The organism is Sulfitobacter sp. EhC04 (assembly GCF_001650875.1).
Taxonomy (GTDB): domain Bacteria; phylum Pseudomonadota; class Alphaproteobacteria; order Rhodobacterales; family Rhodobacteraceae; genus Sulfitobacter.
The window spans coordinates 96085-120523 of sequence record NZ_LXYI01000045.1 but is presented as its reverse complement, the minus strand read 5'-3'; the positions used below and the strand labels follow the sequence as shown (position 1 = coordinate 120523).

Annotated in this window: 25 protein-coding genes; 11 read left to right on the top strand and 14 right to left on the bottom strand. The window is 61.8% G+C overall.

The window, feature by feature from the left end:
- Positions 1 to 21 precede the first annotated feature (21 nt).
- From A8B82_RS17985 to A8B82_RS17975, 3 genes are read right to left on the bottom strand one after another with little or no spacing between them, the layout of a single operon-like run.
- A complete protein-coding gene (locus tag A8B82_RS17985; protein ID WP_067295541.1) occupies positions 22 to 531 on the bottom strand; it encodes a DinB family protein in 510 nt (169 codons plus the stop codon).
- Positions 528 to 1235, bottom strand: a complete 708-nt coding sequence (locus tag A8B82_RS17980) for a DUF1326 domain-containing protein (protein ID WP_067295538.1) — start codon at positions 1233 to 1235, stop codon at positions 528 to 530. The genes A8B82_RS17985 and A8B82_RS17980 overlap by 4 nt, the downstream gene beginning before the upstream one ends.
- A 1-nt stretch (position 1236) precedes the next feature.
- The gene (locus A8B82_RS17975; RefSeq protein WP_067295537.1) at positions 1237 to 2037 is read right to left on the bottom strand and encodes a DUF2182 domain-containing protein; all 801 of its coding nucleotides are present in this window, start codon (positions 2035 to 2037) and stop codon (positions 1237 to 1239) included.
- Positions 2038 to 2127: 90 nt separating this feature from the next.
- Between A8B82_RS17975 and A8B82_RS17970 the strand changes: the two genes are divergently transcribed.
- Positions 2128 to 2868: a FadR/GntR family transcriptional regulator gene (locus A8B82_RS17970; RefSeq protein ID WP_067295534.1), complete on the top strand. Its 741-nt coding sequence runs from the start codon at positions 2128 to 2130 to the stop codon at positions 2866 to 2868.
- Between the two features lie 4 nt (positions 2869 to 2872).
- Here A8B82_RS17970 and A8B82_RS17965 read toward each other — a convergent pair whose 3' ends face one another.
- Positions 2873 to 3874 (bottom strand): LCCL domain-containing protein, encoded by a 1002-nt coding sequence (locus tag A8B82_RS17965; protein WP_067295533.1) that lies wholly within the window; start codon positions 3872 to 3874, stop codon positions 2873 to 2875.
- Positions 3875 to 3952: 78 nt separating this feature from the next.
- The gene (locus A8B82_RS17960; protein WP_067295530.1) at positions 3953 to 5365 is read right to left on the bottom strand and encodes an aminotransferase-like domain-containing protein; all 1413 of its coding nucleotides are present in this window, start codon (positions 5363 to 5365) and stop codon (positions 3953 to 3955) included.
- 99 nt (positions 5366 to 5464) lie between these two features.
- Between A8B82_RS17960 and A8B82_RS17955 the strand changes: the two genes are divergently transcribed.
- The gene (locus A8B82_RS17955; protein ID WP_067295528.1) at positions 5465 to 5695 is read left to right on the top strand and encodes a DUF1127 domain-containing protein; all 231 of its coding nucleotides are present in this window, start codon (positions 5465 to 5467) and stop codon (positions 5693 to 5695) included.
- Positions 5696 to 5780: 85 nt separating this feature from the next.
- Here A8B82_RS17955 and A8B82_RS17950 read toward each other — a convergent pair whose 3' ends face one another.
- Positions 5781 to 6212 carry a PaaI family thioesterase gene (locus A8B82_RS17950; RefSeq protein ID WP_067295526.1) on the bottom strand — a complete coding sequence of 144 codons (432 nt, stop codon included), beginning with the start codon at positions 6210 to 6212 and terminating at the stop codon, positions 5781 to 5783.
- 56 nt (positions 6213 to 6268) lie between these two features.
- On the opposite strand from A8B82_RS17950, the gene A8B82_RS17945 reads away from it, so the two are divergent.
- From A8B82_RS17945 to gluQRS, 5 genes are all read left to right on the top strand, one after another.
- Entirely contained in the window at positions 6269 to 7054 is a 786-nt protein-coding gene (locus A8B82_RS17945; protein WP_067295524.1) for an enoyl-CoA hydratase, read from the top strand.
- Between the two features lie 46 nt (positions 7055 to 7100).
- A complete protein-coding gene (locus tag A8B82_RS17940) occupies positions 7101 to 8465 on the top strand; it encodes a cytochrome-c peroxidase (protein WP_082899367.1) in 1365 nt (454 codons plus the stop codon).
- Positions 8466 to 8734: 269 nt separating this feature from the next.
- Positions 8735 to 10087 (top strand): methylenetetrahydrofolate--tRNA-(uracil(54)-C(5))-methyltransferase (FADH(2)-oxidizing) TrmFO, encoded by a 1353-nt coding sequence (trmFO, locus tag A8B82_RS17935; RefSeq protein ID WP_067295835.1) that lies wholly within the window; start codon positions 8735 to 8737, stop codon positions 10085 to 10087.
- 9 nt (positions 10088 to 10096) lie between these two features.
- On the top strand, positions 10097 to 10708 hold the full coding sequence (locus tag A8B82_RS17930; protein WP_067295521.1) for a class I SAM-dependent DNA methyltransferase: 612 nt from the start codon (positions 10097 to 10099) through the stop codon (positions 10706 to 10708).
- On the top strand, positions 10705 to 11544 hold the full coding sequence (gene gluQRS, locus A8B82_RS17925; protein WP_067295518.1) for a tRNA glutamyl-Q(34) synthetase GluQRS: 840 nt from the start codon (positions 10705 to 10707) through the stop codon (positions 11542 to 11544). Before A8B82_RS17930 ends, gluQRS begins: the two co-directional genes overlap by 4 nt.
- A 9-nt stretch (positions 11545 to 11553) precedes the next feature.
- Here gluQRS and A8B82_RS17920 read toward each other — a convergent pair whose 3' ends face one another.
- Both A8B82_RS17920 and hisI read right to left on the bottom strand, forming a co-directional pair.
- Complete coding sequence (locus A8B82_RS17920) at positions 11554 to 12327, bottom strand: hypothetical protein (protein ID WP_067295515.1); 774 nt, start codon at positions 12325 to 12327, stop codon at positions 11554 to 11556.
- Positions 12328 to 12385: 58 nt separating this feature from the next.
- Positions 12386 to 12742, bottom strand: a complete 357-nt coding sequence (gene hisI, locus A8B82_RS17915; protein ID WP_067295512.1) for a phosphoribosyl-AMP cyclohydrolase — start codon at positions 12740 to 12742, stop codon at positions 12386 to 12388.
- A 74-nt stretch (positions 12743 to 12816) separates the two neighbouring features.
- On the opposite strand from hisI, the gene A8B82_RS17910 reads away from it, so the two are divergent.
- Complete coding sequence (locus A8B82_RS17910) at positions 12817 to 13278, top strand: iron-sulfur cluster assembly scaffold protein (RefSeq protein WP_067295510.1); 462 nt, start codon at positions 12817 to 12819, stop codon at positions 13276 to 13278.
- Between the two features lie 50 nt (positions 13279 to 13328).
- Complete coding sequence (locus A8B82_RS17905; protein WP_067295507.1) at positions 13329 to 14726, top strand: methyl-accepting chemotaxis protein; 1398 nt, start codon at positions 13329 to 13331, stop codon at positions 14724 to 14726.
- Positions 14727 to 15092: 366 nt separating this feature from the next.
- Here A8B82_RS17905 and A8B82_RS24695 read toward each other — a convergent pair whose 3' ends face one another.
- From A8B82_RS24695 to sciP, 5 genes are all read right to left on the bottom strand, one after another.
- Complete coding sequence (locus A8B82_RS24695) at positions 15093 to 15221, bottom strand: hypothetical protein (RefSeq protein WP_268873842.1); 129 nt, start codon at positions 15219 to 15221, stop codon at positions 15093 to 15095.
- Positions 15222 to 15318: 97 nt separating this feature from the next.
- Complete coding sequence (gene recG, locus A8B82_RS17900) at positions 15319 to 17409, bottom strand: ATP-dependent DNA helicase RecG (protein WP_067295505.1); 2091 nt, start codon at positions 17407 to 17409, stop codon at positions 15319 to 15321.
- Complete coding sequence (ligA, locus tag A8B82_RS17895) at positions 17406 to 19520, bottom strand: NAD-dependent DNA ligase LigA (RefSeq protein WP_067295503.1); 2115 nt, start codon at positions 19518 to 19520, stop codon at positions 17406 to 17408. The genes recG and ligA overlap by 4 nt, the downstream gene beginning before the upstream one ends.
- An 85-nt stretch (positions 19521 to 19605) precedes the next feature.
- Positions 19606 to 20313, bottom strand: a complete 708-nt coding sequence (gene ctrA / locus A8B82_RS17890) for a response regulator transcription factor CtrA (RefSeq protein WP_067295500.1) — start codon at positions 20311 to 20313, stop codon at positions 19606 to 19608.
- 97 nt (positions 20314 to 20410) lie between these two features.
- Complete coding sequence (gene sciP / locus A8B82_RS17885; RefSeq protein ID WP_067295498.1) at positions 20411 to 20689, bottom strand: CtrA inhibitor SciP; 279 nt, start codon at positions 20687 to 20689, stop codon at positions 20411 to 20413.
- Between the two features lie 120 nt (positions 20690 to 20809).
- Between sciP and mnmA the strand changes: the two genes are divergently transcribed.
- On the top strand, positions 20810 to 21952 hold the full coding sequence (gene mnmA / locus A8B82_RS17880; protein ID WP_067295496.1) for a tRNA 2-thiouridine(34) synthase MnmA: 1143 nt from the start codon (positions 20810 to 20812) through the stop codon (positions 21950 to 21952).
- 234 nt (positions 21953 to 22186) lie between these two features.
- Positions 22187 to 23323 (top strand): hypothetical protein, encoded by a 1137-nt coding sequence (locus A8B82_RS17875; RefSeq protein ID WP_067295493.1) that lies wholly within the window; start codon positions 22187 to 22189, stop codon positions 23321 to 23323.
- Here the strand turns inward: A8B82_RS17875 and lpxB are convergent.
- Positions 23304 to 24398: a lipid-A-disaccharide synthase gene (lpxB, locus tag A8B82_RS17870; RefSeq protein WP_235604731.1), complete on the bottom strand. Its 1095-nt coding sequence runs from the start codon at positions 24396 to 24398 to the stop codon at positions 23304 to 23306. The two genes, A8B82_RS17875 and lpxB, sit on opposite strands and share 20 nt — an antisense overlap.
- Positions 24399 to 24439: the final 41 nt, after the last annotated feature.

Sequence of the window (24439 nt, the reverse complement as noted above, 5' to 3'; positions counted from 1 at the left end):
CCGCCTCTGCAAGGGATGCCATCAGGCATCCTCTGGCATAAAGGCAAGATCGCTCACCGGGGCCGCGTGGCCGCCCGCCGTCAGCATGGCATGAACCTGACCCCGGTGGTGGGTCTGGTGGTTGAACAGATGCACAATGCAAAGGGCCCTGGGCTTTGACATTTCGGATTTGGTCAGCCCCGAATACCAGGTCAGATCGCCCAGCAGGTCGATGTTCGAGAGGGTCTCGGACCAGATGCGGATACGCCCGTCCATGCGGAACCTTTCCGCCTGCCAGACGCCGATTGTCTCGGTGCAGGTGGTGGACTGATCGCCGCCCACCTTCGGCTTGGCCACATCATCGCAAAACCGGCTCATCCACATGGTATCCCCCCAAAGCAGATGGTTCAGCGTGCCCCTGATGGTGCCGAAAAATGCGCCGTGATCGTGGTCGAGCGCCGCATCGTCCATGTCCTTGACGATCTCCATGATCTGGCGGTTCTGCCACGCGTTGTAGCGGGCCATGATCTGAACGAAGCCCGCGTCGATCATGGTTTGGGGCCTTTCCAGTCAATCGGCGTGATATCCGCCGATTTGCCGTCAAAATCCCAGACCCGCCCGTAATCGCGCACCTTTGAGCGAAGCCCCTGCGCCACCAGCACATCCGGACCCATCCAGTATTTGGAGTTCGACACCATCACGGGGTGTTCCGTGTCCTTGCCGCCGATCAGTTCGATCTCACCCTGAATCTTGCGCCCCACGGTGATCTTGCGGCGCCCGCCGTCCTTTTCGATGATGACCTTTTCGCGTTCGGCCCCCAGAATTTCGGCCACGAGAAAGTGAAAGACACCCGTCGTGCCCCCCGCCGCGCCCGAGAATATCTTGAGCAACCCGTTATAGGCTTTGTCGGATGCGCTTTCGTCAATATAGACGGCAACCTTCCAGCCACCTTCTGCCATCCGGCCCGGAATATCGACCAGAAGGGCCGCGGTGATGCCATCCAATGGCTCGCCTTCGTAGTGACCTGAATCAATGGAAACCCCGAACCATGTCTGGCAATAGCCTTCGGTCGGTGCGTGTTTGCCCAGGCTGACCACACAAGGGCAGAACACCGTGCAGGAGCAGTTCATGAACAACTCTCCCTTCAGGGCCCAGTCCGTTGGCGTCATCTTGCGACGGCCCGGATTGGGCATCCGGCTGTCGATGCGTTGCGAAATCGGCAGGCGGTCTGCCTCCGGTTTTCTGGTGACGGCCATCTTATCCTCCGTGAAAGGGTATCATTGTCAGGGGCCAGCCCGCCACGACGCCCGCGCCGCAGATCAGGGCCACCCCCATCGGTTTGGTGACACGATGTCCGATTTGCGGCAGCTTTTCCAGCACCATGAACAGTGTCGCCAGCCCCATCCAGGCCAGGTTCATCACCCCGCCGGCAAAGCCCAGCAGCATGAAGCCCCAACAGCATCCGACGCAAAAGGCCCCCAGCCCCAGCCCCATGCGCAGCCCGCCCGCAAAGCCGGTCCGCCAATGGCCCAGGAAATACATCATCGGGGAATGGCAGACGCCGTGGCAGATTTCCTTGGTCCGCGTGAACTGGAACAGCCCCACGGCCAGCAAGAGCGCGGCGGCAAACCAGCGCGACCGCGCGATGCCCAGCATGTCGATCACCCCGCCGAACAGCAGCGCCAGCTGCACCCCCGCGATGACGGCGGCAAAGGCCAGCCAGACCGCGAAATAGCCCAGCAGCACGCCCATCCAACCCGCGCGCGTGCCGTCAGCGCTGACCATCAGGTCCTCGTAGCTGCGCAGGGTCGGCACCATCGTGGGCAGCATCATCGCCGCCATCATCGCCCCCCACATCACGAACAATGGTCCAAAGCTGGCCATCGGCATGTACATGTCCATGCGCGGATCCATGCCCCGCATCATCTCGCCCATCTGACCGGGACGGCCCAGCAGGTCGAGGTCCATGTCCATCGCCATGACATACATCAGCGCCCAGGCCGCCAGCACCAGCCCGAAAAAGGCCAGCCATAGAGTTGAGCGCAGGACAGGATTCATTATTCCCCCATTTATCGTCAAACCGAGTCAGGTTCTTGCCAATTTAATGTCAGACATTTACAAACGGGGCAAATCCTAATTGTCAGACATATGAAGATAGACCCTTCCAGCCCCGCCGACCTGTCGGTGCAGATCGCCGCTGCCATCCGCGACGCCATCGTCAGCGGGCAGTTGATCGTGGATCAGCGCCTGCCGTCGGAGGCCGAGCTTTGCGCGCAGTTCGACGTGGGCCGCACCACGGTCCGCGAGGCGCTGAAACGGCTGGCTGCGCAATCGCTGATCCGGACCCAGCGCGGTGCAACGGGCGGCGCATTCGTGAACCGGCTCAGCTTTGAAGAAGCCTACAGCCAGCAGATCACCACCTCGACGTTGCTGTTGTCGATGAACGCCGTGAGCTTCGAGACCGCCTGCGAGGCGCGCTATGCGCTGGAGCGTGCCTGCGCGCCGCTGTCCGCCATCCGCCGCAGTGCCGACCATCTGGCCACGATGCGCGCCGAAATCCACCGGCAGGGCCAGCCGGGCCTGACCGACGAGGCGTTTTGCGCCTCGGATGTGGCGTTTCACCGGGCTCTGGTCGATGGCGCGGGCAATCCGGTGATGTCCTATCAACTGGCGGGCGCGGTCGAGGCGATGCAGCCGCTGATGAACATGATCACCTTTACCGCACGGTCGCGCGAAAGGATCATCGCCTTGCACAGCCGCATTGCGGACGCGCTTGAAGCCCAAACTGCGCCCGAGACCGAAGCGGCCTTGTCGGAGTTGGAAGGCTATACCCTGACCCTGGGCCGGGACGTGATGGCGCGGCGGGCGCAGGCGCGCGCCGCACCGTGAGCCTTCAGTTCCTGTCGAAGGTGATCGACTGTTCGAAACTGCCCCATTTCGAGGTGGTCACGCCATTGGCCGACGATCCGGCATAGGCATCCAGCCCTTTCAGCCTGATTGCCGTCACACTGCCGCCCGCCGCATCCACGGCCCCCGCATGTCGCGCGGCGGTGCAGATGTCGCTGTCGGCGGTGTAGGGCCCGCTGCCCCAGACCGACTTGCTGACCGGCGCGTTCTCGGCACAGACGCAGATCAGGCTTTCGGCATCCGCTGGCATCGTCGTGCAGGCCCCTTGCAGGGTGGTCACGCTGCTGGCGGCTGCCGCGACCTCGAAGCTTTGCCCGTAAGACCCCCAGCGGCTGCTGGTCACACCGTTCTGAGCGGAGCCTTCATAGGCATCCTGGCCCGGTGCCGCCGTCACGTTGATCTTGCCGCCCGTGGCCGGGATCGCACCGGCATGAACTGCCGCGCGGCAAACGTCGCTGTCGCCGGTATAGGGCCCGCTGCCCCAGACCGAACCGCCGCCATCGCTGCCTTCCGGGCAGGCGCAGGTATAGGGGGCAGCATCGGCTGAGAACCCGGTGCAGGCCAGTACCGGCTCATTCGATGGCACCGCCTGCCCCGCCAATTGCGCCTGCATCACGTCGAAACTGGACTGAAACAGGCCCCAGCGTTTGGTGGAGATACCGTTGGCCTCTGACGCTTCATAAGATTTCTGACCGGGCCGCCCGGCGATCGCCAGCACGCCGCCATCCTCGCCGATCACCCCGGCGTGCCGGGCGGCGGTGCAGACGTCGGAGTGCCCCGAATAGGGTCCGCTGCCCCAGACAAAGCGTTTGAATGTCGAGGCTTTGCAGGTGCAAAGCTGCACCGTGCCATCCTCGATCCCGCGCCCCTTGCCGCAGGCGGGGGCGCTGTCAATCTCGGCCTGGGTGAATACGGTGGCCTGTTGGGCCTGCAAGGGCGCGGTGAGGCCCGTCAGGGCCGTGGCGAGGGCAAGAACGATCAAACGCATGGGCAAATTCCTTTTGCTGAATGACCAAAATCTAGCCAGCGAAGCCTGTTCTGCCAAGAAATTTCGCGCAGGCCTGGATCAAACGTTGATCTGCTCGGGCGGATGTTCAAGCAAATCGCGCAGCCGTTCCATTGCCGCCTCAAAGCTTTGCAGCGACACGCCCGCGTTGATCGCCATGCGGATCGCATGCGGCGCATTGGCGTCGCGGGCGGCAAATTCCTCGGCCGCGCGGACCTGCACACCGACCTTTTCCGCAGCCTGGCAGAACGCGCTGGCGCGCCAGCCCTGCGGCAGGATCATCCAGACAAAAGGTACATCGCGCCGCCAGTGCAGATCAAAGCCGCCCAGAGAGTTCACCGCCACTTTCACATAGCGTTCGACCCCCTCGCGCGAGGCGTTCATGATGGCGGGCAACTCGGGATGGCTGAGCAGTTTGGCGGTCAGGTCGATGATCGGCGTCGCCAGACCGAAAAAGCTGTGCTCGGACGTGCGGTGCAGCGCCCCGGCCAGCCCCCTGGGGGGTACAATACAACCGATGCGCAGCGCGGGCGTAATGGATTTGGACAGCGATGTGACGTACCAGCCGCGTTCCGGGGCCAACTGGCGATAGCCTTCGCCCTCTGCCCGGCCCATGCGGTAACAATCGTCCTCAAGGATCTGAAGATCGTATTTGCGCGCCACTGCAACAATGGCGGCACGCCGGTCCATCGGGGTAAAGCCGCAGGTGGGGCTGTGAACCTCGGGCGAGGTACAAAGCACCTGCGCCTCCGGATGGCGTTCGGCGGCGGCTGCAAGCGCTTCGGGAATGATCCCCTGGGCGTCAATCTCGATCGGCACGACATCGGCGCGCAGTGCCTCGGCGGCGCGGCGGAAACCGGGATAGGCCAGCGCCTCGACAAAGATAACGGGGCGGCGGCCCTGCAACACGGTCTGAAACATCAGCATCACGGCATTCTGCCCGCCAAGGCTGAGCACGATGTCGCTCTCCTCCACCGCGCCGATGGGGGTGCCCTGCAACCACTGGACCATCGCCAGACGCGCCGCCAGCGCGCTGCGCCGCGACGGGTAATGCATCACGCCGGAGGGTGGGTTTTCTGCAACTTCGATCAGCAGCCGTCGGATCAGTTCCGCCTGCCCGCCGTTGGGCAGATGCGGCGAATAAAGGTTGACCTGATCGGTGTCGCCCCCGGTGTTGTGGGGCACCGGATCAATCTCGATCAGGTTGAGCGGCCGCCCCACCATCTTGGGGGCCGCCACGAAAGTCCCGCGCCCGACTTCGGCCCGCAAGGTGCCGTCATCTGTCAGGATGTTATAGGCGCGCGCCACGGTGCCTGGGGTAATGCCCAGCTTCCAGGCCAGATCCCTGACCGGCGGCAACTTGTCATCGACCTGCAACGCCTTTGCCGCGATGCGGTCGCGGATCATTGTAACAACCGCTTTGTACTTGGGGCCCGCGCCGGAAAGCCCTTCTATTGTCCAAATTGTATCCATTACAATGTTTCCCTAGCGTCTCTGTACGGCTTTTTGTATCAAGTTATTGTAGCAATCTGCTATATTGTGTCAATACAATTATTCTGGAAGGAGTTTCCCATGACACACGCAAAACCGATGACACCCGACGCGCTGAGCATCCTGGCGCAACCCGGCACGCCGATTGTGGCGCAGCTGGCGGTTGCCTTCGCGGTCTGCGTGACGAAATGGGCCACCCGCCGCCGTACACGACTCGCCCTTTCGCGGCTTGAGTCCTGGCAGTTGAGCGACGTGGGACTGACACCCGAGCAAGCCGATACCGAGGCTTCTCGCGTGTTCTGGCGGGTTTGACTTCCCTGTGGGATCTGCCAGACCTCTTCACTGGGCCGGAGCAATCCGGCCCATTTTTCGTTTCCGGTGCAAAAGTGACTGGCGATCAGACCGCCATCTTGCGGGGCGGGATCGCATAGGTCAGTGACGCCCGCGCCACCGGCGCATCCTGGCCCACCGAATACAGCATCACATCCGTAACCGACAGCTGTTTGCCCAGTTTCAGCAACCGCGCCCTGGCGACCAGATCAACGCCCGCCTGCGGCTTGCGCATGAAATCAATGGAACAATTCGTGGTCACCGCCAGGGCCTGCGGCCCGATCATCGCCAGCGTGACCAGATAGGCCGCAACATCCGCCAGCGCAAACATGGAAGGGCCTGATATGGTGCCACCCGGCCGCAGGTGACGGTCGGAAGTGAGCAAACGCATGGTGATCTCGCCGTCGCCCACTGCGTCGATGGCGAAATCATCAGCGACCTGCGCAAAGACTTCCTTCATGAAGCTGGTCAATTGCTCTGCGGTCATGACGGCGGGCATACTTGTCCTCTCCTGCTGTGCAGGGCAAGTTGTCGTGATTGATCCCGGAGGGCAAGATGGCAATTGTAGAGACCCGACGTCACGACGCAGTGATGCACCTGACGATGAACGCGCCGGAACGGCTGAATGCGCTGTCCGACGAAATGCTGGCCGCGCTGATGGAAATGCTGGATGCCTGCGCCGCGGACCCCGACACGCGGGTGATCACCCTGGCCGGCACCGGCAAGGGGTTCTGCGCGGGCCACGACCTGCGCCAGATGACCGCCATGCGGCAGGCAGAAGATGGCGGGGCCGCGGGTTTCAGCGATCTGTTCGAACGATGCAGCAGGTTGATGGCGCGCATCCAGTCGATGCCGCAGCCGGTCATCGCGCAGGTTCACGGCATTGCCACCGCTGCCGGGTGCCAGTTGGTCGCCACCTGCGATCTGGCCGTCGCCGCCGCAGACACGCGCTTTGGCGTCAATGGCGTGAACATCGGGCTGTTCTGTTCCACCCCCATGGTGGCGCTGAGCCGCAATATCCCGCGCAAGCAGGCCTTTGAGATGCTGACCACGGGCGAATTCATCGACGCCAGCCGCGCCCGTGAAATCGGGTTGGTCAACCGCGTGGTTCCGCCGGAACAGCTGGCCGATGAAACCGCAGCCCTTGCCAATCAGATCGCCGGAAAACTGGGCGCCGCCGTCAGGATCGGCAAACAGGCGTTTTACGCGCAATTGCAGATGCCTGTGGCCGACGCCTATGCCTATACCGGCGAGGTGATGGCAGAGAACATGCTGCGCGCCGACACCGCCGAGGGGATCGACGCCTTTCTCGGCAAACGCGATCCGAACTGGGATCAGTGAATGTTTCCCGTGGTGCAGGCCCTTGTTTTCGCAGGTTTGGCTGGAAATGACCGGTGGTTTTGGGCAAATTGCCCGCAAAGGTTTTGAGGGGAAGAGGGTGCGCGGCGCGCTGACGGCAGTATTTATAGGCTTTCTGGCACAACCGGCGCTGGCAGATCCCCTGCCCGCACCCGTCACTGACGCCGACTTTCCCAGCTTTCCGATGGAACAGATCCTGCTGGGCCGGGACCTGTTTTTTGACCCCGTGCTGTCGGGCAACCGCAACATCGCCTGCGCGACCTGCCACCATCCGACGCTGGGCACGTCGGACGGCATGTCGCTGTCGATTGGCGAAGGCGGGCTTGGCCTGGGTGCCCAACGCAAGGCCACTGAGGACAACCGCCCGCATGCGCGCATCCCGCGCAATGCGCCTGCCCTGTTCAACATCGGTGCGCGGGAATTCACCGTGATGTTCCACGATGGCCGGGTGGAGCTGAGCAATGACGCCATATTTGGCATCCGCATGCCCGAGGGGCGGACACTGGAAAAACCCATGCCCTCCGCGCTGGCCGCGCAGGCAATGCTGCCGATCCTGTCGGCGGATGAAATGTCGGGCCAGGCGGGCGAAAACGACGTGGCCACCGCCGTGGACGCGGGCCGCATCCATGGCAGCGACGGGGCATGGGCCATTCTGGCCGCGCGCATCGCCGCGATCCCTGCCTATCGCGACCGCTTTGCCGCGCAGGGCGTGCAGGAACCGCACATCACCGATATTGCCCAGGCGCTGGCGGCCTTCATCACCAATGAATTCCGCGCCATCAACAGCCCCTTTGACCGCCACCTGCGCGATGGCACGCCGCTGGCACCCGCGCAGAAGGCCGGGATGGACCTGTTTTATGGCAAGGCCCGTTGCAGCACCTGCCACAGCGGTCCTTTCCAGACCGATCACGGATTTCACGCCATCGGCATGCCCCAGTTCGGACCGGGCAAGAACACCGACAGCGCCTATGCCCAATATGCGGACCTGGGCCGCGGCATGGTCACCGGCGTTGCGGCGGATTATTACCGCTTTCGCACCCCATCCCTGCGCAATGTCGCGCTGACAGCCCCCTATGGCCACAACGGGGCCTATGCCCGGCTGGAAGACATCCTGCACCACCACATGGATGCCCTGGCGGGGCTGACCGGCTATGACCGCAGCGCGGCATTGTTGCCGGGCGGGGCGCAGCAACAGGATTTTGTCGCCCTGGATGACACCGAGGAGATGATCCGAATCGCCGCCGCCATCGAAATCCAAGATGTTGCCCTGACCGAAGGCGAAATTGCGGAGCTTCTGAGCTTTCTCGACGCGCTGACGGACGAGCGCGCGGCCCTTGGTGCCCTGGGTGCCCCCGATGCCGTGCCCTCCGGTCTGCCGATGGACAGCCAGTAGAGGCTGTTCTGCCCCCGAAGACTGTTTCCGAAATGTCGCTGAATTGTTGACGGATTTTCTGCTTTCAAATCTGGCGTAATTAGGGCATAAATCAGACAGCATCCGAGGATGTGTACATATTTGGGTCGCCGTCGGCGGAAGGTCCCTCCAGGTCAGCCTCTCACTGACCGGCCATTCCCGCAGCGGCGACCCCAAATCAACGAACTCCCCAGAAATTTCCCCCGCCGCGAATGCTTGCCTGTCGCGCCGCGCTGCCCTACATCGCTGTCATGACACAGACACTTCATATCGTGGGCGGCGGCATGGCCGGGTCCGAGGCCGCCTGGCAGGCCGCAAACGCAGGCATCGACGTGGTCCTGCACGAGATGCGGCCCAAAGTTGGCACATTCGCGCATCAGACCGGCCTGTTGGGCGAGATGGTCTGCTCAAACTCCTTCCGCTCGGATGATGATGAACAGAACGCGGTCGGCCTGCTGCATTGGGAAATGCGCGCGGCGGGCGGGTTGATCATGGCCTGCGCCGACAGCAACAAACTGCCTGCGGGTGGTGCCCTGGCGGTGGACCGCGACCCCTTTGCCCAATCGGTGACAGATGCGCTGATGGCGCACCCGCGTGTGACGGTGGAATATGGCGAAATCACTGAATTGCCGAGTGAGGGGCATTGGATCATCGCCACCGGGCCGCTGACCTCCGGCAAACTGGCCGATGCTATCGCACAGCGCACCGGGGCCGAGGCGCTGGCGTTTTTCGATGCCATTGCGCCCATCGTCTATTTCGACAGCATCGACATGTCCAAGGCCTGGATGCAATCGCGCTATGACAAGGGCGAGACCGAAGAAGAACGGACCGCCTACCTCAACTGCCCGATGGACAAGGCGCAATACGACGCCTTCATCGACGCCCTGCTGGAGGCCGACAAGACCGAGTTCCGCGAGGGCGAGACGGCAGGCTATTTCGATGGCTGCCTGCCGATTGAAGTGATGGCCGAACGCGGCCGCGAAACCCTGCGCCACGGCCCGATGAAGCCCGTGGGCCTGACCAATCCGCACCAGCCCGAAGTCAAGGCGCATGCGGTGGTACAGCTGCGCCGCGACAACAAACTGGGCACGCTCTATAACATCGTGGGCTTCCAGACCAAGATGAAATACGGCGCACAAGCAACGGTTTTCAAAACAATTCCGGGGCTAGAGAATGCCAGCTTTGCGCGGCTTGGCGGGATTCACCGCAATTCATTCATCAATTCGCCCACCTTGCTGGACAACCAGATGCGCCTGCGCAGCCAGCCCAACATCCGCTTTGCCGGGCAGATCACCGGTGTCGAAGGCTATGTGGAAAGCGCCGCCATGGGGCTGCTGGCCGGGCGCATGGCCACGGCGGAAATTCAGGGCACCGATGTCGCACCGCCCCCCGACACCACCGCCATGGGTGCGCTGGTCACCCACATCACCGGCGGTGCCGAGGCCAAGACGTTTCAGCCGATGAACGTGAACTTTGGCCTGTTCCCCCCGGTCGAGGGGCTGCGCGGTGGCAGGCGGGGCCGCAAGGACAGGTACAAGGCCTATACCGACCGCGCCAAGGCCGACTGGCAAGGCTGGCTGGACAGGATCGCTGTCCCGGCATAACCTGCGTGCATGACAGGATTTCTCGACAAGGCTTACGGGACCAAGGATACAGCTGCCACGCGCCGGCTCTATGACGATTGGGCTGCGAGTTACGATGCCGAGATTGCCGAAAACGGCTATGCCACGCCGGGCCGCTGCGCCGCTGCGCTGGCCGGGTTCACCACGGATAAAACCGTCCCCATTCTGGATTTCGGATGTGGCACGGGCCTGTCCGGCCTTGCGCTGAAACTGGCCGGTTTTACCGTGATCGACGGGCTGGACCTCTCCGCCGACATGCTGGCCGAAGCGCGCAAAAAGGGCATTTACCGCGACCTTTCGGTTGTAGCGGGTACAGGCGCACCGCCCATTCCGAAAGGTCAGTACAGCGCCATTGCGGCCATCGGCGTGATCGGGGTCGGCGCGGCCCCAATCCATGTGCTGGACGACCTGATGCGCGCGCTGCCACGGGGCGGGAAATGCGTTTTCTCCTTTAATGACCATGCCTTGCAGGACCCTGTTCACGAGGCACGGGTGATGGAATGGACCGATTGCGGTGCCGCACGGCTGCTGTTTCGCGAACATGGCGACCACCTGCCCGGCATCGGCGTGAAGTCCAACGTATATGTGCTTGAAAAAGCGTGACTTTCAGAACCCGTTTTGCACCATCGCCCACCGGGCCACTGCACCTGGGCCACGCCTATTCCGCGATTCTGGCGCATGACATGGCGCGGGCGGCGGGTGGAGATTTCCTGCTGCGCCTCGAAAACACCGACCGTGAGCGCAGCAAGGCCAAGTGGGAGGCGCTGATCCTTGAGGATCTTGCCTGGCTTGGCCTGACCTGGACGGAACCGGTGTTGCGGCAGTCCGACAATCTCGACAGCTATGAAGAGCCGCTTGCACGTCTGCGGGAGATGGGACTGCTCTACCCCTGTAACTGTTCGCGCAAGGACATCCGTGCCGCCACCACCGCGCCGCAGGAAGGGGCGTTGCCCGATGTCTATCCCGGCACCTGCAAACACCGCGATGTCGGCTCCTGGCAGCCCGGTGACGCGCTCCGTTTGCATATGGACCGGGCGCTGGCGTGTTTTGGCGGCAATCTTCCCGGCTTTTCCGAAGATGGCGAAAAAAACGCCGGGTTTCACCGGATCGAGGCTGAATCCGCCCTGTCGCAGGTTGGCGATGTGGTGCTGTATCGCAAGGACGACGCGGTCATCGCCTATTTCCTCGCCTCGGCGCTGGATGATGTCGCACAGCAGATCACCCATGTTGTCCGTGGCGAGGATCTGTTTGATTTCACCCAGATCCAGGTCCTGTTGCTGGCATTGCTGGACCTGCCGGTTCCGGATTATCACCACCATAAACTGATCCGCGACGAAACCGGCAGACGTCTGGCCAAGCGTGACGATGCGCGGGCCATTTCCCTGTTCCGTGCGGATGGCGCAACACCCGAAGATATTCGTGAAATGGTAAGGCTTTAGAGGCAGGTCCTAACCCGGAAGGCTGCGCCAGGGCTTGGGCATGATCACCCAGCGACCATTGAGGTAGATCAGCCCGTCAAAGGCCAGACCCAGCGTGTCGCCGCTGGTCACGAATTTGAACCGCACAATCGGCACATCGACTTTAAAGTATTGCAGTACATCCTTGTAACCACCGGGAAATTCATTCAGCACCGGGCGTTTCTCTGCCAGTGCGCGGGTTGTGGTGTGGACCACGATGATGTCGTTGTGGTCGGGTTTTGGCCCAAAGGCGGTGCCGGGGCCGATCTGGCTGCTCAGGTCCGCCCATAGCGCGGAGCCAAGCGGCTCGGCATAGACCGCGCGCACGTCCGCCTCTGTCGGCAGCAGTGCCTGGGTCAACGCGAGGTAGTTCGCACCCGGCTCAAAATACTGCATCAAAAGCGCGCGCGCCTCGGCCTCGCTGCCCGGTGCCGGGCCTGCGGAGGGCACGGGTGCAGCGGCGGCGGGTTTGCTGTTGGCGGACACGATATCAAGCAGGCTGGCCCCCGCATTCGCCTGACAGGCCTTTGCGATATTGCCCAGCAGCACCCCGTTGTTCTGCGAATCGACCGGGCGGACATTGTCGGCGTTGGCCGCGAGATAGCCAAAGGTCCAGGCGGCGATCATAACCTGCTCTGCTTCCGTGGCGCCGCCCAAAAGTATCGAACAATCCGCGCGCGGGTCGAACCCTTCTGCCTGCGCGGCACCCGCCAGCCCCGCGATCAGGCCAACAACGACCCACTTTCCGGCAATTCTGTAAAACATGACTTTCCCCCCAAATGACTGCGGCAAAGGCTACAACAGCTTGGCGGGTGTGCAAAACTCAAAGTGGCGCAGAAAGCTCGACTGTCTCGCCGTCCCGGACCGCACGGTAAAAACAGCTGCGCCGCCCGGTGTGGCAGGCAGGCCCGGTCTGGCGAACCAGCACCAGCAGGCAATCGCTGTCACAGTCGAAACGAAAATCCACCAGCTCCTGCACATGGCCGCTGGTGTCGCCCTTGACCCAGAATTCCTGCCGCGACCGGCTCCAATAGGTGACGCGCCCGGTTTCAAGCGTCTGGCGGATGCTGTCGGCACTCATCCAGGCCATCATCAGCACCTCGCCGGTCTCGGCCTCCTGCGCGATGGCGGGGATCAGCCCGGCATCGTTGAAAACCAGTTGATCGGGACTAAAGGACATGGGGACCTCACGTAAAATTTTTTGCATCTTCGGCTTGGGCGTTTATGTAGGGATCAGGCGGCAAAGGGAACAGCATGTCGGACGAAACAGACCTGATCAAACTCTACTCGGCGCGGATACTGGCGCTGGCGTCAGAGATCCCGCACCTTGGCAGGCTTGATGCGCCCGACACCACGGTCAAGCGCCGCTCGCCGCTCTGTGGGTCGACCGTGACGGTAGATGTCGTGATGCAGGATGGCCGGGTGGCCGCATTTGGTCAGGATGTGAAGGCCTGCGCGCTGGGACAGGCCGCTGCCGCCGTGACAGGTGCTGCGGCCATCGGCGCCACGCCGGCGCAATTGATCAAGGCCCGCAACCAGTTGCGCGCGATGCTGAAAGAAGCGGGCCCGGTGCCCGATGCCCCCTTTGACGGGTTCCAAGTGCTGACCCCGGCCACCGGCTACAAGAACCGCCATGCCTCCATCCTGCTGGCCATCGAAGCACTGTCCGAAGCGGCTGAAACTGCAGATGCCGGCGCGAAAATTAACGGATTGTAAGTCAGTTTCTGCAAAGTCAGGGAAAAGGGTTTCACTGGCCGGAGCATGACATGACAGCGCACATGCGCCTCGATGCAGATACACAAATGGATTCATTGGCGGTTGCTGCTGCCGCTTTGGGGTACGAGATTGTCGATATCTCCGGGTTTCTCGACCTTGTGGCGGAACACGGGGCATCGCAGAAGAACGCATTGCGCGGCCTTGATCAGAATGCCAACGAAATGGCCGCCGCCAACAGCGACGCGACCCGGCTGGTCGAAGGGTTGAGCGAAACCTCAAATCGCGCTCTTGAAACGGTCAAGTCCTCGGTGACCCTGGTCCGTGACGTCGGCACCAAGACACGCAGCGTCGCAGGCTGGGTCGAAGAGGTCCATGCGCGGTCAGGCGGTGTGTCCATCACCCTGGCGGCGGTAAAGGCGAACAACAGCCAGATCGCGACCATCGCAACTCAGGTCAACACACTTGCCATCAATGCCAAGATTGAAGCGGCACGTGCCGGTGACGCCGGGCGCGGATTTGCCGTGGTGGCCGAAGCGATCAATGATCTTTCGCAAAAAACCAGCCTGGCGGCCAAGCAGATTTCAGACAATATCGAAACGCTGACAGACTGGATTGCCAAGCTCGGCAAGGAGGCTGAATCTGTCGCAAGCGACGCCCGTGAAGTGCTGGAACGGTCGGCCGAGACCGACAGCGCGCTGAGCCAGATGGAGGAAACCATCATCAGGGAACATGGGCAAAGCGCGGAAATCGCGGCGAACACCAGCCGGGCGAAAGAGGCGGTCGAGAAACTCCGCCCCGCGGTCGCAGACATCAGCGAGACGGTGCGCGGCACCTCTGCCAGCATCGAAAAGACCAAGGAACGGATGCACAATCTGATCGAGGCGTCGGAAAAGATCGTGCAGGTGTCGGCGGCACTGGGGGGCGCATCCGTCGATGCCCCCTTTATCACCTATGTCACACAGATGGCCCGCGACATCTCCGGGGCGCTGGATGCATCGGTGGCAAATGGCACCATTGGGCTGGATCAGTTGTTTGATCGCCAATACCAGCCGATCCATGGCAGCAACCCGCCCCAGATGACAACCCGCGCGACAACATTCCTGGATGGTGTTTTGCCCGCATTTCAGGAGCCCGCGCTGAAATTCGACCCCAAGGTCGTGTTTTGCGCGGCGGTCGATGTGAACGGCTATCTGCCAACCCATAACAAGAAATTCTCGCAGCCGCAGGGCAAGGACGTGGTGTGGAACACTGCCAATTGTCGCAACCGCCGGATATTTGACGACAGGGTCGGGCTGAAAGCCGGGCGGAACACGGAGCCCTTTCTGCTTCAGGTGTATCGCCGTGACATGGGTGGCGGCAACTTTGTCCTGATGAAAGACCTCTCTGCCCCGCTGTGGGTCGGCGGCCGCCATTGGGGTGGCCTGCGCCTGGCCTATCGTTATGATTAAGTCGCCCCGCCCTAAACTTGAATCGCCAATACCCTGCCGCGCTGCGCGCTCTCGGGACATTGGCGAAGTGATATGCCTCAGGTTAAAGGCGGGTCGCTGAAAAGGCAGGTGCGAAATTTCTGCGTGATCCGCCCCTGTCCTGAAACATTCCTTGTCCCGAAACATTCGTTGTCCTGAAACATCATCACACAAAAAAAGCGCCGCACATCCAAAGGGATGGCGGCGCAAGGATCGCGTTACTCGCGTGGGACCCGGAGACATTCGACGGGGCGGCAAACCCCTGGGCTGAACGAGGCAGGCAGAGCCCCCAGCCGCATCAATTGGGACGGATGCGTCGAACGCCCGGCGCGAGAGCGCAGGCAGAAATCAAACAAATGACGGCAGGTGCAATCCGACAACCAGCATGACAACCAATGCTGCCGCACCAACGGCATCCTGCAGCAACGTATCCTGGGACCGTGTCGCGATGGATTTGAGTGTCTTGAGTATTGTCATCGGAGCCTCCGTATCTGTTGCTCCTTTGTTCTCATGTAATTAACCGCCTGTAAAGAACTTTTTGAGAACATTTGCGAACAAAATGGGACAAAAGGCGCTAACCCACTGAAATCAAACGAATGGCCTCATCCTGCCGCATCAGCCACAGAAGAACACGCGCGGCCCTGCCCCTGTCCGTTTCAAGGGTGGGATCCTCTGCCAGCAATTTGCGCGCGTCCGATTGCGCCACAGCCATCAACCCGGCCTGTCGTTCCAGGTCGGCCACACGAAAGCGCGGCACCCCGGATTGTGCCGTGCCGATCAGATCGCCGGTGCCGCGCATCTTAAGATCGGTTTCCGCGATGACAAACCCGTCCTCGGTCTCGCGCAGAACCTCAAGGCGCTTGCGCCCGGTCTCGCTGAGGGGTTGCTGGAACATCAGCAGGCAGGTCGATGCGCCCTGCCCGCGTCCGACGCGCCCGCGCAGCTGGTGCAATTGCGCCAGCCCGAATGTTTCGGCCCGTTCGACCACCATGATGGTGGCATTGGGCACGTCCACGCCCACCTCGATCACCGTTGTGGCCACCAGCACCTGAGTTTCCCCCTGCTGAAAGGCGCGCATCGCCGCGTCCTTGTCCGCCGGGGGCATCTGGCCATGCACCAGCCCCACGATCCCCTCGCCCAAGGCGGCGCGCAGGCGCTTGAACCGCTCTTCCGCCGCGATCAGGTCGCTGACCTCGCTTTCCTCGACCAGCGGGCACACCCAATAACATTGGCGACCCTCGGCAATCGCCGCGCGCAGGCGGTCCACCACCTGATCCATCCGGTCGGTGCTGACCAGCGCGGTCTTGATCGGTTGGCGTCCGGGCGGCTTTTCATCCAGCACGGAGACATCCATATCGCCATATTGGGCCAGCGCCAGCGACCGCGGAATCGGCGTTGCCGTCATCACCAGCACATCCGCCTGCCGCCCCTTTTGCCCCAGTTCAAGGCGCTGGCGCACGCCGAACCGGTGCTGTTCATCCACCACTGCCAGGCGCAGATCGGCAAAGCTCACGTCGGCCTGAAACACCGCATGGGTGCCAACCAGCACCTGTATCGCGCCGCTGGCAAGCGCGGCCAGCTTGGCCTGCCGCTCTGCCCCCTTGTCCCGGCCGGTCAGAATTTCCAGCACCACGCCGGCCTCTTCGGCCAATGGCTGCAATCCTTGCAGATGCTGCCGGGCCAGAATCTCTGTCGGGGCCATCAGCACGCCCTGGCCGCCCGCCTCGACTGCGCCCAGCAGGGCCAGGAAGGCGACCAGCGTCTTGCCCGCGCCGACATCGCCCTGCAACAGACGGTTCATCCGCTGCGGGCTGGCCATATCGGCGGCAATCTGGGCAACCGCGCGGGTCTGCGCCCCGGTGGGCGCAAAGGGCAGCGATGCCAGAACGCGGGCCTGCAGATGACCGTCACCCCTGGTTTCGCGGCCCTTCTTGCGGCGTTCCTTTTGCCGCGCGAGGGCAAGGGTGATCTGGTGGGCGAAAAGCTCATCATAGGCCAGACGCGCCCGCGCCGGGGCGGTGATCGCCAGATCACCCAGCGTTTCGGGCGCGTGGGCCGTCGCAACCGCCGTCCTGAAATCGGGCCAGACTTCCTGCGCCTTCTGGCCGGGGTCGATCCATTCGGCCAGATCGGGGGTGCGCGCCAATGCGGCGCGAGTCGCCTTGAACATCAGTTTCTGGGTGATGCCACCGGTCAGCGGATAGACCGGCTCGAACGCCGGGATGTCCGCCGCCGCCTCCTCCGGCACCGCGAAATCGGGGTGGACCATCTGGGGGATTCCGTCGAAAAGCTCCACCCGGCCCGAGACGATGCGCCGCGCGCCGGGCGGCAATTGGCGTTTCCAGTAATCGCCCCGCGCATGGAAAAACACGAGCTGAAAGCTGGTTTCCGCGTCCTCGACGTGAATGCGATAGGCCCCGCCCTTGGTCCTTGCGGCGTGATGGGCACCAATTGTCACGGCCACGGTCAGCACGGCGGGCAGATGCGCGTCCCTGACCGTTGTGCGCAGGCTGCGGTCAATGCCGGAATAGGGCAGCGTAAACAGCAGGTCCCGCGGCGCAATCACACCCAACTGCCCCAGGGTCTGCGCGGTCTTGGGGCCCACGCCCTCCAGCGTCTCAAGCCCCGCAAAAAGCGGGAACAGCGTTTCGGGCCTGCCCTTCATGAAACGCCGATCAGGGCCAGCCAGCCATCCTCGTCCAGGGTTTCGATCCCCAGTTCCGCCGCCTTTTTCGCCTTGGAACCGGCACCGGGACCGGCCACCAGGATATCGGTCTTGGCGCTGACGGACCCGGCCACCTTGGCCCCCAGCCGTTCGGCGCGGGCCTTGGCCTCTGCCCGTGTCATTTTCTCAAGGCTGCCGGTAAACACCACGGTTTTGCCCGCCACCGGGCTGCCGGAGGTGTCGGCGCGCCTGGCCTCGGCCACGGTCAGATGGTCCACCAAACGGTTGATGGAGGCACGCTCGCGCTCTTGCGCGAAGGTGTTGACCAGCGATCCGGCCATGACCGCGCCCACGCCGTCAATACCGATCAGGTCGTCCCATGCCGCACCGGTCTGACCGGCGGCGGCATCCATCGCGGCCTCCAGGTCATCCCAGGTGCCGTAATGCAGCGCGATCAGGTTCGATGCCGCCTCGCCCACATGGCGGATGCCCAGGGAGAACAGCAACCGGGAAAACGGGATATTGCGTTTATCCTCAATCGCCTGAAACAGGTTTGTCGCTGATCTTTCGCCCCAGCCTTCGCGGTTCTTGAGTTGTTGCACGCCCGACCCATAGCGGTCCTGCAGGGTAAAAATGTCGGCGGGTTCCGCGATCCAGCCGTCGGTATAGAATTGTTCGACCTGTTTCGCGCCCAGCCCTTCAATGTCAAAAGCCGCGCGGGAGACGAAATGTTTCAGTTTCTCCACCGCCTGGGCGGGACAGATCAAGCCGCCGGTGCAGCGCCGGACCGCATCGCCCGGCTCGCGCAGCGCGTCAGAGCCGCATTCGGGACAGCTGGCGGGAAAGACGTATGGCTGGCTGTCCTCGGGGCGTTTGGACAGGTCCACATCCGCCACCTTGGGGATCACATCGCCCGCGCGGTAAACCTGCACCCAGTCGCCGATGCGAATATCCTTGCCGCCGCGAATTTCCGTGCCCTTGCTGTCCAGACCCTTGATGTAGTCCTCGTTATGCAACGTCGCGTTTGAGACGACGACGCCGCCCACCGTCACCGGATGCAGCCGCGCCACCGGCGACAGCGCGCCGGTGCGGCCAACCTGAATGTCGATCCCCTCCAGCCGGGTCCAGGCAAGTTCCGCAGGAAATTTATGGGCGGTGGCCCAGCGGGGGGTTGTGGAGCGGAACCCCAGCCGCTCCTGCAGGTCCAGGTCGTTCACCTTGTAGACCACGCCGTCGATATCATAGCCCAGCGTGGCGCGCTGCGCTTCGATCATGGCGTAATGGTCGAGCATGTCCTGCGGGCCGTCGCAGAGGGCGGTCAGCGGATTGGTCGAGAACCCCAGTTCCTTCAAGCGCTCGATCGCCCCCATCTGGGTGTCGGCAAGCGGGGTGCTGAGCGCGCCCCAGGCATAGGCAAAGAACCGCAGCGGGCGCGATTTGGTGATGCCGGCGTCCAGCTGCCGCAGCGATCCGGCGGCGGCGTTGCGCGGGTTGGCAAAGGGTTTGGCCCCCGCTGCGACCTGGCGTTCATTGAGCGCCTCGAAATCCGCGTGGCTCATATAGACTTCGCCGCGCACTTCCAGCAGGTCCGGCGCGCCGTCGATCCGGGCGGGTATGTCGTCGATGGTGCGGGCATTTGCGGTGACGTTTTCCCCCACCGTGCCGTCGCCGCGTGTGGCCGCCTGCACCAGCGCACCGTTTTCATAGCGTAGCGACAGGGACAGCCCGTCGATCTTGGGCTCAGCGGTATAGCGCAGCGGTGCCGCTTCCCCCAACCCGAGGTATTTCCTGATCCGACCATCAAATTCCATCACATCGGCCGCCTCAAAGGCATTCGAAAGCGACAGCATCGACACCGCGTGGGTGATCTTGGAGAATCCTTCCGCCGGGGCCGCGCCAACCTGCTCTGACGGGCTGTCATCCCGTTTCAGATGGGGGAATCGCGCTTCAATCGCGGCGTTGCGCCGCTTGAGCCGGTCGTATTCTGCGTCAGACAGTTCCGGCGCATCCGCGCCGTGGTAATCGGTGTTTGCCGCCGCAAGGGTCCGGGCCAGTTCCGCAAGTGCCGCGCGCGCCTGGTCCTCTGTCAGCGTTTCGATTTCAGATGTCAAAAGACCCGCCTCCCGAACGTCACCATACCCGCTTTAGATATGTTGCCCGGATTGGCAGGTCTAGCTCATTTTCAGCCGATTGGAGTCAGCCGGTGGCGGCCAGGTTCATCTCTGCCGGTTCGGGGTCGCGCAGGACATAACCCCTGCCCCAGACCGTTTCGATATAGCTTTGCCCGCCTGTCGCAGCACTCAGTTTCTTGCGCAGTTTGCAGATGAAAACGTCGATGATCTTCAGCTCCGGCTCATCCATGCCACCATAGAGATGGTTCAGGAACATCTCCTTGGTCAGGGTTGTCCCCTTGCGCAGGGACAGCAGTTCGAACATCTGATATTCCTTGCCGGTCAGATGCACGGCCTGGCCGTTCACGCTGACGGTCTTGGCATCCAGGTTCACCGCGATCTGGCCGGTTTCGATCACAGACTGTGAATGCCCCTTTGAGCGGCGGATGATCGCATGAATGCGCGCCACCAGTTCCTCGCGATGAAACGGTTTGGTCAAATAGTCATCTGCGCCAAAACCAAAGCCCTTGATCTTGTTTTCCGTATCGTCGGAGCCGGACAGGATCAGGATCGGAGTCTCGATCCGGCTGACGCGCAACTGACGCAAGACTTCGTGGCCATTCATGTCCGGCAGGTCGAGGTCCAGCAGGATCAGATCGTAGTCATAGAGTTTGGCGAGGTCGATGCCCTCTTCACCCAGATCGGTGGCATAGACATTCAGATTGGCATGAGTCAGCATCAGCTCGATGCTGCGTGAGGTCGTTGGGTCATCTTCTACAAGCAGTACACGCATTACAATCTCCGGCTCTCTGACTGGTACTTCCGGAATAGATCGTGAACAAGAAAGGTTAACCACCCGTTACCGTTTGCCCAAGTTTACAACGAACAACCTAAAGTTGTCTATACTTTTGCAGCGCTGTCGTCTTCAACGCGGCCTCCCCATGGTCCGTCACGGCGCGCAGCCATTCAATGAACTCTTCTTCGCTCAACTGGTAGCGCTCCAGCGCCTCTTCCTGCGTGATCAGCCCGTATACAACGCCCCGCACCACCGCCGCCTTGCGTGATGCCACCCAGCGGCGGGTGGTGGACGCGGGCAGATCAGCGCGCGACAGGACCGTCCCATCGGCCAGTGTGACCGAGCGCGGTCCATGGACTTTCTTGAGGTACATCAGTTCATTCCGTCGTTGCACCCGTCCAATCTGTCGTTTCGACCTTAACGCGGGATGAAGCTGCCCCTTGTGAGTAGGTTGCATTTTCCTATATTCGCAATGAAACCCCCGGAGAAAACGATGCCCCTTGACCAGACACCGCCCCTGAACTCGCTTGGCTTTGCCAAGGCACCCGCCGACACGCGGGTGGTCGTGGCCATGTCGGGTGGTGTGGACAGTTCGGTGGTCGCCGCGATGCTGGCCGAAGAAGGTTACGATGTGGTTGGCGTGACGCTGCAACTTTATGACCATGGCGCGGCTCTGGCCAAAAAGGGCGCCTGCTGTGCCGGTATCGACATCCACGACGCCCGCCGCGTGGCCGAGGACATGGGCTTTCCGCATTACGTGCTGGACTATGAAAACGTCTTCAAGGACGCGGTGATCGACGAATTCGCCGACAGCTACCTTGGCGGGGCCACGCCGGTGCCCTGCATTCGCTGCAACGAACGGGTGAAGTTCAAGGACCTGCTGGAAACGGCAAAGGATCTTGAGGCCGACTGCATGGCCACCGGTCACTATATCCAGCGCAAGATGGGCACAAACGGCCCCGAACTGCACGCCGCCGCCGACGCCAGCCGCGATCAAAGCTATTTCCTGTTCTCGACTACCCCGGAACAGCTTGCCTACCTGCGCTTTCCGCTGGGCCACCTGCCCAGCAAGGACGACACCCGCGCGCTGGCCGCCAAATACGGGCTCAGCGTGGCGATGAAACCTGACAGTCAGGACATCTGCTTTGTGCCCAACGGCGATTACGCCAGCGTGATCCGGAAGTTGCGGCCCGAAGCCGACGATCCCGGCAATATCGTGGACACGGACGGCACTGTGCTGGCCCGCCACGACGGCGTGATCAACTATACCATCGGCCAGCGCCGCGGCCTTGGCATCGGCGGCTTGGCCGATCCGCTCTACGTGGTCAAACTGGACGCAGAACGCAAGGAAGTGGTTGTAGGCCCCAAGGCGATGCTGGCCACCCGGACGGTGCCTGTGCGCGAAATCAACTGGCTGGGCGATGCGCCGCTGACATCCCGCGCCGAATGGCCGATCGCGGTGCGGGTCCGCTCGACCCGCCCGCCGCGCGACGCCATCCTGCGCCCGCTGTCGGACACAACAGCCGAGGTCGAACTGCTGACCCCGGAGGAAGGCGTGTCACCGGGTCAGGCCTGCGTGTTCTACGACCCCGACAGCAGCCGCATCTTCGGCGGCGGATGGATTCACAAGGGCTGACATTTCGGACATTTAACGATAATTTAAAAATATTGCCAAAAATCAAAGAATCAAACTATTGTCGGACGATCCTAGGGGGATCACGAATGAAGCCGAAGAAAAAAGTTATTTACAACAGCATGGACGATATTGAGAAAGACCCATCATTACGGGTATCAAGATTTCACTCGCTTCTGATAGTGGGATGTTTCGCCATTCTACTGATGGTGACTCAGGCAATGGCATTCTAAAAGAATGGCTGATTGCTGGTTTTTAGATTGGACGGCGTCCGCCAGCGCCCCGTGGTCTAGTGCTGTGATCAAGGGCGAAATTTTAGTCGAAGACGCAGATTTCTTGCGCAACGGTGACAGGCTCCCCAAAGTTGTCCAGTATTGGCGGCGAATAGATGGTGTATTTCTATATCAGCTTAATTTGTTAGACCAAGATTCCGACGAGGATCTAAGCGTCTCAGAGATGCTTAAGTTGGCGTCGCTCGTGAGCAGCCTGATAAAACGGAAGGAAGGACCGCAGAATGGAACTATTTCTGCGACCTTGGCAGAAATTGAATCGAGAACCGGCTCTTTTCCTACAATATCGGTCTCTCCGATAAAACTTCATTCAAGTTGTAACCTATCTGTTGAAAATGTGGCAGAGCATTTGGAGTCTGAGGAAAAACTCCTGTCTCTCTCGGCAAAGCCGATAGGCCGCAGACTGAAGTCACTTCATCCTGCACTCTATTTGATGCGACGACAGTTTGCTGGTGCCTTTGACAAGGCATATCAAGTTAAGATTCTACTTAAATCCCAAAGAGTTGAAAACCCACTCAATCGGCTTTCGCATAAGAGACCACGCTATCTTTTTCGGAAATACACATGGCACGCTCCGGTTTGCATCTATGCAACTTTCGTTCTAGTTTTGTCGCTTATTGATATTGGTAGATTTCTTCAACGGCTGAATGGTGCGCAGGCAAGCGTCAAGGATGTCGCTGAACAAGCATTTATTGAATTCGTAGATAAAGCGCTCGTTCTGGGGTTTCTTGTAACTTTCGCATTATTCGTGGTTGTTATTCTAATCCGCCGGGCGAAGACGCTGAAAGCAATTGACCGGTCTTTGACAGTTTTGCAATTGGGCAACATCTATTGTTCTGTCTTGACTGATATCGCAAAACGGGCAGGCAAGCCGCAGACTGATGCTGACTTCTCTTCAGCCATCGAAGCTTTACGGGATATGAAACGCATTGAAGTTGAAAAGCGAGCGCAGAATCTGGCCATTATGTTGCCGGCGGCAGCGATTTGCTGGGTGCCGCTGGCACATTACGCAAACGAAAACGTAAAGGTGTTGGCCCGTCTGGGTGAGATTATTAAGGAAGCTTTTACGTTACCATTCGTTTGAGAACCGCCCGCGCGGCGCGCAGGCCCGGTGCCTCGCCGCCTTTGCCCAGACGCTCCATCGTCAACGCCATGGCGGCCTTTTGCGCCTGTGGGTTTTCCAGCACCGCCTGCAAGCCTTCGGCAATCCCCTCTGCCGTGCAGTCGGGGCCCAGGTATTCCGGCACCACGCGGGTGTCGCTGACCAGATTGACCAGCGTCACCGTGTCGATCAGCGCAATCGCCTTGACGATGCGGAAGGTCAGCCAGTTCACCCGGTAGCCGATCACCATCGGCGTGGCTGCCGCCGCCAGTTCCAGCGAGACCGTGCCGGAGGCCGCCAGTGCCAGATCTGCCGCACGGAAGGCCGCGAGCTTGCGCGCCTTGCCATCCCCCCCATCGCGCGGGTCCAGCACCAGCGGGTCACCGGGCCAATCCGCCACCGCCGCGCGCACCTCATCGGCGACCGACACGGCGGCAGGCACAACAATGCGCATCTGCGGACGCCGCGCCAGAAGCAGCCCCAACGCATCGCCAAAGACCGGACCCAGCCGCGCCACCTCTGCCTTGCGGGACCCCGGCAGGACCAGAATGAAAGGCGCATCGCCGATCCCGCTTTCAGCGCGGAAGGCGGCGACCTCCGCATCCGTCGCAACAGGGTCGGAGACCACCGGATGGCCCACGAAATCGCATTCCATACCGGCCGCCTGCATCAGGGGCGGCTCGAAGGGCAGCAGCGCCAGCACATGGTCGATGTATTTCGCCATATGCGCCGCCCGTCCGGGCCGCCAGGCCCAGACCGAGGGGGCAACGTAATGCACCGTCCGGATATTGCTTTTCGCCTTCACCAGCTTTGCCACGCGCAGGGAAAAATCGGGGCTGTCGATGGTGATCATCACATCGGGCTGCATTTGCAACACCGCATCGGCGGTCTGGCGGATGCGCGCCTTGAGCGCGCGATACTTCGGCAGGATCTCGGCCAGCCCCATGATGCTGAGTTCGGCCATGTCGAACCGGCTTTGCAGCCCTTCAGCCGCCATCTCTGGCCCGCCGATCCCTTCAAAACTCACATCCGGGCGCAATGTCTTCAGCCCGGCCATCAGTGCCCCGCCCAACCTGTCGCCCGAGGGTTCACCGGCAA